We start from the raw sequence: 12,159 nt of genomic DNA, 5'->3' as shown, positions 1-12,159 counted from the left end.
GAAGCCAAGCGCGACGGGCGCCGACCAGGTGACCTGGTCGGCGCCCGTCGAACGGCCGTCCGCAGCGGCTGCGGACCGGTGCGTCAGGCGGCGGTCTGCAGCTCCCGGACCGGGGCCGGGGTGTGGACCACGGCCGGGGCCGCGTTGTCCTGCTCCGCCGTGAGGTACGGGCGCAGCCGCAGCGCCAGCACGACGATCAGCAGCGTCGAGCCCGCCATGGCCGCGAGGTAGAGCGGCCAGGTGCCGGAGCCGACCAACAGCACGCCGACGGCCGGGCCGACCGCGATCGCGATCTGCTTCACCAGGGCGTACCCGGCGTTGTAGGTGCCGAGGAGTCGGGCCGGGGCGAGCTCCGCGACCATCGGGCCCATGGTGGGCGCGAGCAGCGACTCGCCGACGCCGAACAGGGCGTAGATCGAGACGATGGCGACCGTGGCGGCCATGGCCTCGGTCCGGATCAGGCCGGCCACCAAGGCCATCGCCCAGGCGCCGAGCCAGACCACGGCGGCCGCGGCCATCGCGGTGGTGCGGCGGCGGCGGGCCGTGATCCGCACCATGAACATCTGCAGCACCACGATGGTCACCGCGTTGGCGCCGATCGCGAAGCCCAGGGTGGACGGCGCGGTGCCGACGGTGTCGGTGGCGAAGGCCGCGACACCGGACTCGAACTGGCCGTAGCAGGTGAAGAAGATCAGGCCGGCGAGGATGCTCAGGCGCACCATCGCCTTGTCGGCGAGCAGGGCGCGCAGGCCGGTCGGGCCGTCGCTCTTCCCCTGGACTGCGGTCAGCTGGGCCTTGGGTATCCGGGCGCTGCCGGTGACCAGGGCCAGGCCGAGGAAGGTGATCGCCTCGATGGTGAACAGCCGGGTCAGGCTGGCCGGGTCGGCGACGTTCACGATCTGCCCGCCGACCAGCGCGCCGATGCCCATGCCCAGGTTGACCAGGGTGAACTGCAGCGCGAAGGCGTGCGAGCGGGTCGCCGCCGTGGAGCAGCGGACGATCATCGTGGCGAGCGCCGGCTGGCAGGTGGTGACACCCGCGCCGAACAGGAAGGAGGAGACCAGCAGGGCCGGGGTGCCGGTGGCGTGGCCGAAGGCGAACGCGCCGCTCGCGGCGAGCGCGGCGCCCACCAGCAGCACCGGACGGGGACCGTAGCGGTCGATGCCGCGCCCGGTGAACGGGAGGACGGCGAGCGCCGCCAGCGCGAAGACGGTGAAGACCATCCCGGCCGCCAGCGAACCCAGCCCGCGCACCTGGTCCACGTACACGAACATGTACGGCATCGTGAACCCGCTGCCGAACGCGCTGAGCGCGTTCCCGATCTGGACGCGGCGCAGCGGGCCGCCCGCCCCACGTCCTTGCTGCCTCTGCTGCTTCACCGTGCCGGTCACCGTGCACATCCCTTCCTGGTTTCGACTGGTAACTCTTAAGGCCGGAAGATTTCAGACCTAAAGTGTGACGAGATAAAGTCTTAGCACCGGAAGACTGTGGAGTCAAAGGCTTAAGGAGTGCACGACCGTGCGACACTGGTCCGCATGACTACGGACAAGCCGTCGCCGGCTGCCGAGAAGCTCCCGCCGGCCACCCCCCTGGAGTTCGGCATCGCCGAGCAAGTGGCCCTCTACCAGCGGGAGTTCCCCACCGTCGACCCCCAGGTCGAGACGATCGTGCAGACCCTCAACCGGGTCTCGCGACGGATGGGCGTGGCGTACGACCGGCAGCTGACCGTGCTCGGAATCACCTCCGCCGAGTGGGAGGTGCTCAAGGCGCTCGTGGTGAGCGGCAGCCCGTACCGACTGGGACCGGGCGAGCTGGCCAAGCGGCTGGGGCTCACCCCGGCCGCGATGACCCACCGGATCGACCGGATGGTGGCCGAGGACCTGGTCACCCGGGAGCGGGACGAGACCAACCGGGTCCGGGTGATCATCGAGCTGACCGAGAACGGCCGCGACAAGTGGCTGGAGTCGATGCGGATGGCGGCGGTGTTCGAGGAGGAGCTGCTGCAGGACGTGGTGGGCGAGGAGCGCACCGCGCTCTCCGCGCTGCTGGCCCGGATGCTGCGGCGGATCGAGGAGAGCCAGCCGGACGCGCTCGGGCGCACCGCCGACCTGGCGACGTGACGCCGGCCCGCCGGAACGCGTGAGTCCGGCCCGCCGGGGGTGCTCCCCCGGCGGGCCGGACTCGTTTCGGCTCAGGTCGTGCTCAGGTGGCGCTCAGGTGGTGCCCACCTGGTGCCCGGTCGCTCAGCAGGGGCCGTTGTCGGTCCAGACGCCCCACTGGCCGCTCTGGCTCGGGTCGTCGCCCTTGGTCCACCACTTGTTGGTGTAGTAGTGGCCCTTCCAGGAGACCTTGGTGCCGCCGGCCGCGTAGGTGGCGTTCGGGTCCCAGCTCGGGGCGGCGGCGCAGGTGGCCGGCGTGGTCGGGGTGCCGGTCGGCGTGCCGGTCGGGGTCCCGGTGGGCGTGCCGGTCGGGGTGCCCGTGGGCGTACCGGTGGGGGTGCCGGTCGGAGTCTGGGTCGGGGTCTGGGTCGGGGTGCCGGTCGGCGGGGCCGGGCAGCCGGCCGCGGAGCCGTTGGTGGCGTTCACCATCGTGTCGAACAGGCTGGTGTTGGTCCCCAGGTCGTACAGCGAGAAGGCGAAGGAGCCGCCGAGCCCGTTGCAGTGCGCGTAGTCGAGCTTGGCCTGGATGGACCGGGCGTCCTCACCGCTCCAGAAGGTGTTGCCGTCGTAGAAGTAGGTCGCCTTGGCGTCGTCGTCCCAGAAGGTCTTGGAGGGGTTGTCGACGAAGCCGGCCAGCTCCTTGTACATCTGGATGCCCGCGACGTTGCCGGACATCGCGGCGCCGGTCGCCGGGGCGGTGGCGGGCTGGAAGAGGCCGTTCTTGCCGTTGTTCTGGACGCCGGTCCAGCCGCGGTAGTAGAACGGCACACCCATGTTGATCTTGTTGGCCGGGAAGCCGCCGGGGATGCCGTACTGCGGGTCGCCGACCGTCCACGCCTTGATGGCGTTGTCGATCGAGTACTTGCCGTTGCCCGGCTTGGCCGGGGTCGACGGGTCGTTCGGGCCGGAGTACAGCGGGGCCTGGTGGTTGGTCGGACCCTGGGGGTCCCAACCGCCGTGCATGTCATAGGTCATGACGTCCATGAACGTCAGGTACTGACCGATCTTGTCGGTCTCGACGTTCATGATCTTGTCCTGGCCGGCGCCGACCGCCGCCGACAGGGCGTAGGTCTTGTTGTCGGCCTTGCCCTGGGCGTCCAGCTGGTTGCGGAACTCCTGCAGCAGCAGGGTGAAGTTCTGCTTGTCGGCCGGGCTGGAGATGTTGCCGGTGTGGCCGCCGCCGCCCGGGTACTCCCAGTCGATGTCGATGCCGTCGAAGATGCCCGCACCGGTGCCCGGGCCGCCGTAGCCGGCGTCGGACGGGAGGTTGCCCTTGATGAACATGTCGATGCAGGACGAGACCAGGTGCTTGCGCGAGGCGTCCGTGGCGGCCGCCGACGAGAAGTACTTGGAGTAGGTCCAACCACCGATCGAGAGCAGGATCTTGAGGTTGGGGTTCTTCGCCTTCAGCTTCTTCAGCTGGTTGAAGTTGCCCGCGATCGGCTGGTTCCAGACGTCGCCGACGCCGTCCACCGAGATGTCCGAGCCGAAGCTCTTCTGGTAGTCCGCGAACGCGTCGGCCGCGCCGTCACCGGCGTTGGGGTTGTTGTCGTTGGTGTCGGCGGCCTTGGTCGCCTCGAAACAGCCCAGGTCGGTCGGCGAGATGTTGGCGAAGTCGTAGATCAGGTAGTCCAGCTTCCCGGCCACGCCGGTGTCCTGGATCGTCTTCGGGTAGTACCCGTTCGCGTAGATCGACCACTGGTCGTAGTAGGCGACCTTGAGGCCGCCGCTGGTGGCGGGCGCGCCGGTGGAGTTGGTGGTCGCGGCGTTGGCCGCGCCGCCGCCGGTCAGCGCGAGGCCCGCGCCGAGCAGCAGGGAGGCGGTGGTGCCGGCCGCGATCGCGGCCAGACTCTTCGGGCGGCGCCGGCGGGGCCCGTCCGGAGCCGGGGTCCCGGCCCTTTCAATGCGTGAACGCAGCATGGGTGCGTGACTCCTGGTCGTGGGGGTTCCGTCGCCCGGCGGGGTCGTGCGTCCGGGGTGGGGCCGGACGACCGGGACATGACAGATCAGGGGGTGGGGAGTAGAGCGGGCAGGCCATGACGGACACCGGGATGTGCCGAACCGGCGCCCCCGGCACGAGGCCGGTGACGCCGGTTCAGGGGCTCCCTGCACCTGGGCAATAAAAATGGACTAGACCAACTCGCCCGTCAAGGGGTGCTGTTGGGCCTTGAGCCCCGCTTAAGGTTCCGCCCCCGGTCCGCACCGGGCCCGACCAGCGGGTTCGTCATCCGCCTCAGTAACGGACGGCGTTGGCCACCTCGGCCTTGACCGTGCCGCCGAGGCTCCGGTTGGCGTTCGCGACGACCTCGGAGCTCCGCCCCGGGGCCACGTCGTCGACGGTCACCGCGGTCGCGTCCAGCAGCTTGCCGCCGGCGTCGGTGAAGTTCACCTGGATCACGTACCGGTACGACTGCTGCCCGTGGTTGGTGACGGTCAGCCGGACCTCCGGCTTGCCGTCCGAACCGGTCGTCACCGCCCCGGCCGAGACGTCCCCCTTGGCGTCCAGCCCGCCCTTGATCCCGGCGACCGCCGAGGAGGCCGCCGAGATCGCCGACGAGGCCTCGGCCTCCGCCGAGGCGATCACCCCGCCCACCCCGCCGGCGATCCCGCCGGCCGCCGAGGCCAGCGCCGACGCGGCGGAGGCGGCGGCACTGGCCAGCTTCTGCGCCTCCCCGGCCGCCGAGGAGGCCGAGCTGCTCGCGCTCTTGCCGGAGGAACAGCCCGCCAGCACCGCCGAACCGAGCGCAGCGGCGGCCAACACGCCTGCGGCCCAACGGTGGTGACGGCTGATCGGGCGGTTCGCCCGCTGCCCGGAGACGGCCCGGGCGGGCGGCCGGAGGTCCGTACGGTCCATGGGAGTTCCTCGTTCCTTCGGGGCGCCGGGCTGCCCGGCACACCTCTCCGCCCACCCTCCGAGCCGCCCGCCACCCCCGCCAGCAGGGGTGCTGCCTCCGGGTGAAGTCACCGAGGACTAGGAGAGCCCCGAGCCCTCCTGCTCGTCCGCCTCCACCGCCGCCCGCTCCTCGCGCAGCCGCACCAGGTGGCGGCGGCGCGCCACCACCCCGTACGCCGAGGCCGCGCTCGCTACGAAGGCCGCCAGGCCGACCCACGGCCGGTCGAAGACGTGCCCGGTGGCGTGGTCCAGCGAGTACCGCCCGGCGCCGGCCAGGCCGGTGGCCAGGCCGATCGCGCCGAGGAACGCGGGGTACTCGTAGCCGCCGCTGGTCATGAAGAAGCCCGCCGGGGCGTGCACCGCGACCGCCCCGGCCATCGTCCCGGCCACCACCGCGCCGGCCGCCGGGGTGGCCAGCCCGGCCACCAGTAGCGCCCCGCCGCCCGCCTCGCCGAGGCCCGCCGCGACGGCGCTCTGCCGGGCCGGGTGGAAGCCCATGTGGTCCATCGCCTGGGTGGTGCCCTCCAGACCGGCGCCACCGAACCAGCCGAACAGCTTCTGGGTGCCGTGCGCGATCAGCACCCCGCCGACCGCACTGCGCAGGGCCAGCAGGCCCAGGTCCTTACGGTTCAGGCACATGTCGCATCCTCGTTTCCGCCAAGGAGTGGTCGTACCGCCGGCCGTACCGCCGGAGGCGATCGCAGCCACCTCCATGGCACCCGAGAGCGCCCGCCCGTTCGAGCCGGGACCGCCATCCGGGCGAATCCGCCCGCCGCGGGGAATGAACCGGGGAACGAACCGCGAACGGGGAGATTCCCGCCACGCCCGAGCGCGGGGCATGGCGTGGCGGGCGGGGCGCGCCGGGCGTCACGGTCATGCTGGGCGCATGTTCGTCTTCAACCTCGGCAGCGCCTTCATCACCTTCTTCGCCGTGGTCGGCCCGCCGAAGACCATGCTGTCCTTCGCCCGGCTGGCCGGCACCCGCAGCAACCGGGAGCTGCGCAGACTCGCCGCGTTCAGCACGGTCATCTCGGCGGTGATCGGCCTGGTGCTCGGCTTCGGCGCGGACGAGCTCACCACCCTGTTCCACATCAGCGACCAGTCGCTGCAGCTCGCGGGCGGGGCGATCTTCTTCGTCTACGCGGTCGCCCTGGTCTTCGGCGTGCACCTCGGCGGGGACGGCGACGAGGACGAGCACCTGACCAACCCGCTGGCGGACGGCATCCGCGAACTGCTGCTGCCGTACATCGCCAGCCCGCTCGCGATCACCGCCGTGCTGGTCGCCTCGCTGAACCGGAACGACTGGGGTTGGAAGGCCGCCGTGGCCGGCGCGTACGTGGGCGTGGCGGTGCTCAACTACGTCTGCGTGGCCCTGCTGGCACCGCTGATGCGGCGCACCCACAGCACCTCGCTGGAGGTGCTGTCCCGGCTGCTCGGGCTGCTGCTGGCGGCGGTCGGCGTGGAGCTCTTCCTGGAGGGCCTGGCCGGGATCGGGGTACCGCTGACGGCGGCGCACTGAGGCCTCCGGCGGTGCGCCCCCGGCATCGGCGCACCGGGACCGTCAGCCGGCCGCCAGGCGGGTCAGCACCTCGCCGATCCGCCCGCGCACCAGCGGGTCGGCGACCAGCCCGTCCGGGCCGATCGCGCCGCGTTCCAGCGGGATCCGGACGCAGGCCCCGTCCAGCACGGCCGCGCCGGTGTAGCCGAGGACGGTGCGCAGGGTCGCCTCGGCGCCGTGGCCGCGGTTCGGGGCGGCGCAGTTGATCCAGCCGGCGGGCTTGTCCGCGATCTCGACCCCGCCGACCGTCCAATCCAGCAGGTTCTTGAACGAACCGGGCAGCGTCCCGGCGTACTCGGGGGTGCAGACCAGCAGCGCGTCGGCCGCCTCGATCGCCGCCCGCAGTCCGGCCACCGGCCCGGGCAGCGGATCGGTGTCGAGGTCCGGATCGAAGTGCGGCAGCCCGGCCAGCCCGGAGTAGTAGGTGGTCCGCAACCCCGGCAGGGATCCGGCCACGGCGGCGGCGGTGCGCAGCACGGCCTCGTTGGCGGAGCCGGCCCGCAGGCTCCCGGGCAGCAGCAGGATGTGGCGCTCGTTCGGCATGCCGAGGAAGCTACCCCCTGACGTCCACGTCAAGGCCAGCGGACCGGCCGCCGGGGGCAGCTCGACCGTCTGCCGATCCGCCCGCTAGGACGGCAGCAGCGGCCGCCAGGGCACCGGGCTGGAGAGGATCATCGAGCTGGCCGGCGGGCCGTACCCGCCGAGCCGGTCGCAGAGCGCCTCGAACTCGGCCATCGTGGCGACCGCGACCAGCAGCACGCAGCAGGCCCCGCCGGTGACCCGGTGCAACTGCAGCACCTCCGGCCAGGTCGCCACCTCGGGGTCGCGCAGCACGCAGCGCGGGCCGTAGCACTGCACCTGGACCAGCGCGGTGATCGGCAGCCCGGCCCGGGTGGGGTCGACATGGGCGTGGTAGCCGCTGATCACCCCGTCCGCCTCCAGCCGGCGGACCCGTTCGGCCACCGCGGGTGCGGACAGGCTCACCCGGCGGGACAGTTCGTTGTACGAGAGCCTGGCATCGGCCTGCAGTTCGGCCAGCAGTCGGCGGTCGACGGCGTCCATGGGGCTCCCCGAAGCGGTGGTGATCAGCGGTTTTTCATTCGTAAAGCAGATCGGTCGAACGCCTCGCGAACGACAACCCGAAGCCCGGTTGCGGTGCTCGTCGGCCATTCAATCCGGGCGGCACGGCGCCGCACAATGGGCTCCCCGGTGGAACCAGGACGTCCGTCCGATCCGCCGGCCCCGGGCGACCAGGCCCGGACGGACCAGGAGGGATCGGGATGGGGCACGACACGGTGGAGACGCCCAACCTGTCGTTCGGTCGGGAGAACCGGCCGGGTCGGGGCACCCCGTACGCGCAGTACGTCCGGTTGGAGCAGCTGCACAGCCTCCAGCACCCGCGCAGCAAGGAGCCGGCCGAGCTGTCCTTCATCGTCACCACCCAGGTGATGGAGCTGCTCTTCGACCTGCTGCGGCACGAGTGGACGGCCGCCCGGCAGGCGCTGCACGACGACGACCTGGCCGCCGCGCTGGCCGCGCTGCGCCGCGGCACCCACGTCCAGGACGTGCTGGTGGAGTCCTGGGACCTGCTGGCCACCATGACGCCGCAGGAGTTCAACTCCTTCCGCGCGCTGTTCGGCGAGGCCTCCGGCTTCCAGTCCTCGGCCTTCCTGCACCTGGAGTTCCTGCTCGGCAACAAGAACGCCGCGCTGCTCAACATGTACGCCGAATCGCCCGACGTCCAGGCCGAGTTGGCCGAGGCGCTGCGCTCCCCCGGGCTGTACGACGAGGCGCTCGGACTGCTGGCCCGGCACGGCCTGGCGGTGCGCCCGGAGATATCGGAGCAGCGCCACCGGCCCTCCGAGGAGGTCACGGCGGCCTGGCGCCGGGTCTACACCGAGCCGGAGTTCGCGCACCTGCAGCCGCTCGGCGAGGCCCTGTTGGACGTGGCCGAGCGGGTCACCCGCTGGCGCCACCGGCACCTGATGTCGGTCAAGCGGACCATGGGCGGCAAGCCCGGCTCGGGCGGGTCCAGCGGGCTGACCTGGCTGCGCAAGGCGGCCGAGCAGGACGTGTTCCCGGAGCTGTGGACGATCCGGGACGAGCTGTGAGCAGAGGCGACGGACAGGGGACGGGCATGATCACGCGCGAGGAGTGCGCGGCGCTGGACGCCGTCGACCCGCTGGCCGCGTTCCGGAAGGAGTTCACCCTGCCGGACGGGGTGATCTACCTGGACGGCAACTCGCTGGGCGCGCTGCCGGTGCGCACGCCCGAGCGGGTGGCCCGGGTGGTCGAGCAGGAGTGGGGCCGGGAGCTGATCCGCAGCTGGAACGACGCCGGCTGGTTCGAGCAGCCGTACCGGCTGGGACGGCGGATCGCGCCGCTGATCGGGGCCGATCCGGCGGAGGTGGTCGTCTGCGACACCACCTCGGTGAACCTGTTCAAGGTGCTCTCGGCGGCGCTGCGGCTGCGCCCGGGGCGCCGGACGGTGCTCGGCGACGTCGAGGCCTTCCCGACCGACCTGTACATCGCCGAGGGCGTGACCGGCCTGGTCGAGGGCGGGCGCAGCCTGCTGATCCGCCCCGAGGAGCTGGACCGGCACCTGGACGGCGACGTCGCCGCGGTCGTCCTGTCGCACGTGGACTACCGCACCGGTGAACTGCTGGACATGCCCGGGATCACCGCCCGGGTGCAGGCCGCGGGCGCCCTGATGATCTGGGACGTGTGCCACTCGGTGGGCGCGCTGCCGATCGAACTCGGCGCCGCCGGAGCGGACTTCGCGGTCGGCTGCAGCTACAAGTACCTCAACTCCGGCCCCGGCTCACCGGCCTTCCTGTACGTCGCCGAACGGCACCTGGCGGCCGGTCCGCAGCAGCCGCTGAGCGGCTGGTTCGGGCACGCCCGCCCGTTCGCCTTCGAGCCCGGGTACGACCCCAAGCCCGGCATAGGGCGCTTCCTGACCAGCTCGCCCTCACTGCTCGGCCAGGCCTCGCTGGAGGTCTCGCTGGACATCTGGGAGCGGGCCGACCTGGCCGCCGTGCGGACCAAGAGCCTGGCGCTGACCGACCTGTTCATCGCGCTGGTCGAGGGCCTGGACGGGGTCGAGGTGGTCACTCCGCGCGAGCACGCCCGGCGCGGCAGCCAGGTCGCACTGCGGCACGCGGACGGCTACCCGGTGGTGCAGGCGCTGATCGCCCGCGGGGTGATCGGGGACTTCCGGGCGCCCGACCTGATGCGCTTCGGCTTCACGCCGCTCTACCTCTCGTACACCGAGGTGTGGGACGCGGCCCGGCAGCTGGCCGAGGTGCTGGCGAGCGGCGAGTGGCGGGAGGAACGTTTCTCCCGCCGGGGCGAGGTGACGTAGCCGGAGACCGGGGGTCCTTTGCCGTTAATAATGCGCAGTATTAATCTGGTGCGCATGGCAAGGACATCGGCGGGCCACGAGACCCGCGAGAGGCTGCTCCGGGCGGCGGAGGAACTCTTCGCCACCCGAGGCGTGGAAGGCGCCCTGACCAGGGACATCACCCGACTGGCCGGGCAGAGCAACCCCTCCGCCGTGCAGTACCACTTCGGCTCCCGCGAGGGCCTGCTCGACGCGATCATGGCCGGCCGCCAGGACCGCACCGAGCAGGCCCTCGCGCCGCGTCTGCCCGCACTCGCGGACACGGACCTGCCCGGACTACTCGGCGCCCTGATCGCGGCCGAGGCCACCGAGCTGCGCACCGAGCGGGGCCGGCACTGCCTGCGGATCTCCGCCCAGGTCAGCCACAGCAGCGGGGTCCGCACCCGGACCCCGCACCCCACCCTGGCGGGCGGGGGCTACTGGCGGCTGATCGAACTGGTCGAGGAGCGGATCACCGCCCTGCCGGAACCGATCCGGCTGGAACGGATCGACCTGGCCCTCACCCTGATCGGCGCCGCCCTGGCCGACCGGGCGCAGCAGTACCTCACCGGGTCCACCCCCCTCACGGACGAGGAGACCTTCCTCGCCGACCTGGTGACGGTGTCCGCCGCCATGCTCTCCGCCCCCACCCCCCTAAGGAGCACGTCATGAACGACCTCACCGGCAAGACCGTCATCATCACCGGCGGTGCCCGCGGCCTCGGCGCCGAGGCCGCCCGGCTCGCCGTCGCGGCCGGCGCCGCCGTGGTGATCACCGACGTCCTGGAGGAGGACGGCCGGGCCACCGCCGCCGAACTCGGCGAGCGGGCCCGGTTCGTCCGCCACGACGTCACCTCCGAGGCGGACTGGCAGCAGGTGGTGGACTTCGCGACGGCGGAGTTCGGCGGGGTGCACGGCCTGGTCAACAACGCCGGGATCTCCACCGGTTCGCTGCTCGCCGAGGAGAGCGTCGAGCGCTTCCGCAAGGTCGTGGACATCAACCTGACCGGCGTGTTCATCGGCATGCGGACCGTCGTCCCGGCCATGCGCGCGGTCGGCGGCGGCTCGATCGTCAACATCTCCTCCGCGGCCGGCCTGATGGGCCTGGCGCTCACCGCCGGATACGGCGCCTCCAAGTGGGGCGTCCGCGGGCTCAGCAAGATCGGCGCGGTGGAGCTCGGCACCGAGCGGATCCGGGTCAACTCGGTGCACCCGGGCATGACGTACACCCCGATGACCGCCTCGGTCGGCATCCGGCGCGGCGACGGCAACTACCCGAACACCCCGATGGGCCGGGTCGGCGAGGCGCCCGAGATCGCCACCGCGGTGGTCTACCTGCTCTCCGACGACTCCTCCTACGTCACCGGTGCCGAGCTCGCGGTGGACGGCGGCTGGACCACCGGCCCGACCGTGAAGTACGTCATGGGCGAGTGACACCGCACGGCCCATGAGGCGAGGCCGCACGACGCTGCTGGACGTGACGCAGCTCATCGTCGTGCACGAGTTCGACCGCCATCAACCCTGGGAATGCCCCACTCTGACTGTCCGTCAGACCCTGGGGAGGTTGGCGTGCACATCGAACTCGGCCCGCTCAGGCCCGATCCCGCCATGCTGGTGCTCGGCCTGACCCTGCTCTTCCTGCTGATGTTCACCCTCGGAGTCCTGCTGTTCCCGCGCATCGAACGACTGCGGGCCGAACGGTGGGACGCGACCGAGGGCCGCACCGTACGGGCGGAGGCCGTCCGCGCCGAGGCCGAGGCGGTCCGGGACGCCGCCCTGCACGAGATCGCCGCGGCCCGGCACGAGGCGGCCCGGATCCGCCAGGGGTACGCCGAGCGCGGCGCCGCGGCGATCGCGGCGGCCCGCGCCGACGGCAGCCGCGACCGCGAGCAGCTGCTCACCACCGGCCGCGCCCGGATCGCCGCCGACCGTGCGGAGGCCGCCGCCGTACTGCGCCAGGACCTCGGCGGCCTGGCCGTCCTGCTGGCCGGCCGGGTGATCGGCGAACCGGTGCACACCGTCGCCGCCGAACGCCGCACCGTGGAGCGCTTCCTCGCCGCGGACTGACTCCACGTCTCCGCTCTCCGGACCGACCTCGGGGTTCGACCCGGGGACGGCGAAGGCCGCCCGGTCCGATCGACCGGGCGGCCTTCGCGTTGCGGCCTGCG

General features: G+C 72.3%; 13 protein-coding genes. 7 read left to right on the top strand and 6 right to left on the bottom strand.

The window, feature by feature from the left end:
* Nucleotides 1–83 precede the first annotated feature (83 nt).
* Nucleotides 84–1,391: an MFS transporter gene (locus tag ACIP4P_RS13665; RefSeq protein ID WP_350511124.1), complete on the bottom strand. Its 1,308-nt coding sequence runs from the start codon at nucleotides 1,389–1,391 to the stop codon at nucleotides 84–86.
* 144 nt (nucleotides 1,392–1,535) lie between these two features.
* On the opposite strand from ACIP4P_RS13665, the gene ACIP4P_RS13660 reads away from it, so the two are divergent.
* On the top strand, nucleotides 1,536–2,120 hold the full coding sequence (locus ACIP4P_RS13660) for a MarR family transcriptional regulator (RefSeq protein ID WP_350511123.1): 585 nt from the start codon (nucleotides 1,536–1,538) through the stop codon (nucleotides 2,118–2,120).
* A 123-nt stretch (nucleotides 2,121–2,243) separates the two neighbouring features.
* Here ACIP4P_RS13660 and ACIP4P_RS13655 read toward each other — a convergent pair whose 3' ends face one another.
* The 3 genes from ACIP4P_RS13655 to ACIP4P_RS13645 form a co-directional block, all read right to left on the bottom strand.
* The gene (locus tag ACIP4P_RS13655; RefSeq protein ID WP_350511122.1) at nucleotides 2,244–4,079 is read right to left on the bottom strand and encodes a glycosyl hydrolase family 18 protein; all 1,836 of its coding nucleotides are present in this window, start codon (nucleotides 4,077–4,079) and stop codon (nucleotides 2,244–2,246) included.
* A gap of 313 nt (nucleotides 4,080–4,392) precedes the next feature.
* Nucleotides 4,393–5,013, bottom strand: a complete 621-nt coding sequence (locus ACIP4P_RS13650) for an FxLYD domain-containing protein (RefSeq protein WP_400917557.1) — start codon at nucleotides 5,011–5,013, stop codon at nucleotides 4,393–4,395.
* Between the two features lie 117 nt (nucleotides 5,014–5,130).
* Nucleotides 5,131–5,691 (bottom strand): DoxX family protein, encoded by a 561-nt coding sequence (locus ACIP4P_RS13645; RefSeq protein WP_400917556.1) that lies wholly within the window; start codon nucleotides 5,689–5,691, stop codon nucleotides 5,131–5,133.
* A gap of 247 nt (nucleotides 5,692–5,938) precedes the next feature.
* Here ACIP4P_RS13645 and ACIP4P_RS13640 point away from each other — a divergent pair, with 247 nt between their 5' ends.
* Nucleotides 5,939–6,571 carry a MarC family protein gene (locus ACIP4P_RS13640; RefSeq protein ID WP_400917554.1) on the top strand — a complete coding sequence of 211 codons (633 nt, stop codon included), beginning with the start codon at nucleotides 5,939–5,941 and terminating at the stop codon, nucleotides 6,569–6,571.
* A 42-nt stretch (nucleotides 6,572–6,613) separates the two neighbouring features.
* Here ACIP4P_RS13640 and ACIP4P_RS13635 read toward each other — a convergent pair whose 3' ends face one another.
* A complete protein-coding gene (locus tag ACIP4P_RS13635; protein ID WP_400917552.1) occupies nucleotides 6,614–7,153 on the bottom strand; it encodes an NADPH-dependent FMN reductase in 540 nt (179 codons plus the stop codon).
* 84 nt (nucleotides 7,154–7,237) lie between these two features.
* Nucleotides 7,238–7,672, bottom strand: coding sequence for an Lrp/AsnC family transcriptional regulator (locus ACIP4P_RS13630; protein ID WP_030288688.1), 435 nt, complete (start codon nucleotides 7,670–7,672; stop codon nucleotides 7,238–7,240).
* A 218-nt stretch (nucleotides 7,673–7,890) separates the two neighbouring features.
* Here ACIP4P_RS13630 and ACIP4P_RS13625 point away from each other — a divergent pair, with 218 nt between their 5' ends.
* The 5 genes from ACIP4P_RS13625 to ACIP4P_RS13605 all read left to right on the top strand — a co-directional run bounded on the left by ACIP4P_RS13625 (nucleotide 7,891) and on the right by ACIP4P_RS13605 (nucleotide 12,058).
* A complete protein-coding gene (locus ACIP4P_RS13625; RefSeq protein ID WP_400917550.1) occupies nucleotides 7,891–8,721 on the top strand; it encodes a tryptophan 2,3-dioxygenase in 831 nt (276 codons plus the stop codon).
* Between the two features lie 26 nt (nucleotides 8,722–8,747).
* Nucleotides 8,748–9,974, top strand: coding sequence for a kynureninase (gene kynU, locus ACIP4P_RS13620; RefSeq protein ID WP_400917548.1), 1,227 nt, complete (start codon nucleotides 8,748–8,750; stop codon nucleotides 9,972–9,974).
* Nucleotides 9,975–10,028: 54 nt separating this feature from the next.
* On the top strand, nucleotides 10,029–10,664 hold the full coding sequence (locus ACIP4P_RS13615) for a TetR/AcrR family transcriptional regulator (RefSeq protein WP_400917546.1): 636 nt from the start codon (nucleotides 10,029–10,031) through the stop codon (nucleotides 10,662–10,664).
* Nucleotides 10,661–11,425: a glucose 1-dehydrogenase gene (locus tag ACIP4P_RS13610; protein WP_400917544.1), complete on the top strand. Its 765-nt coding sequence runs from the start codon at nucleotides 10,661–10,663 to the stop codon at nucleotides 11,423–11,425. Before ACIP4P_RS13615 ends, ACIP4P_RS13610 begins: the two co-directional genes overlap by 4 nt.
* A 135-nt stretch (nucleotides 11,426–11,560) precedes the next feature.
* Nucleotides 11,561–12,058 (top strand): hypothetical protein, encoded by a 498-nt coding sequence (locus ACIP4P_RS13605; protein WP_400917542.1) that lies wholly within the window; start codon nucleotides 11,561–11,563, stop codon nucleotides 12,056–12,058.
* Nucleotides 12,059–12,159 lie beyond the last annotated feature (101 nt).

The sequence above is a fragment of the Kitasatospora sp. NPDC089509 genome (assembly GCF_044749365.1).
Classification (GTDB): domain Bacteria; phylum Actinomycetota; class Actinomycetes; order Streptomycetales; family Streptomycetaceae; genus Kitasatospora.
The sequence above is the reverse complement of the archived record's forward strand: the minus strand, read 5'-3'. Positions and strand labels throughout refer to the sequence as shown.

Coding starts and splice junctions, on each gene's coding strand:
- ACIP4P_RS13660 (WP_350511123.1), top strand. CDS start 1,536: ATGACTACGGACAAGCCGTCGCCGGCTGCCGAGAAGCTCCCGCCGGCC.
- ACIP4P_RS13650 (WP_400917557.1), bottom strand. CDS start 5,013: ATGGACCGTACGGACCTCCGGCCGCCCGCCCGGGCCGTCTCCGGGCAG.
- ACIP4P_RS13615 (WP_400917546.1), top strand. CDS start 10,029: ATGGCAAGGACATCGGCGGGCCACGAGACCCGCGAGAGGCTGCTCCGG.
- ACIP4P_RS13645 (WP_400917556.1), bottom strand. CDS start 5,691: ATGTGCCTGAACCGTAAGGACCTGGGCCTGCTGGCCCTGCGCAGTGCG.
- ACIP4P_RS13655 (WP_350511122.1), bottom strand. CDS start 4,079: ATGCTGCGTTCACGCATTGAAAGGGCCGGGACCCCGGCTCCGGACGGG.
- ACIP4P_RS13635 (WP_400917552.1), bottom strand. CDS start 7,153: ATGCCGAACGAGCGCCACATCCTGCTGCTGCCCGGGAGCCTGCGGGCC.
- ACIP4P_RS13625 (WP_400917550.1), top strand. CDS start 7,891: ATGGGGCACGACACGGTGGAGACGCCCAACCTGTCGTTCGGTCGGGAG.
- ACIP4P_RS13640 (WP_400917554.1), top strand. CDS start 5,939: ATGTTCGTCTTCAACCTCGGCAGCGCCTTCATCACCTTCTTCGCCGTG.
- ACIP4P_RS13610 (WP_400917544.1), top strand. CDS start 10,661: ATGAACGACCTCACCGGCAAGACCGTCATCATCACCGGCGGTGCCCGC.
- ACIP4P_RS13630 (WP_030288688.1), bottom strand. CDS start 7,672: ATGGACGCCGTCGACCGCCGACTGCTGGCCGAACTGCAGGCCGATGCC.
- kynU (WP_400917548.1), top strand. CDS start 8,748: ATGATCACGCGCGAGGAGTGCGCGGCGCTGGACGCCGTCGACCCGCTG.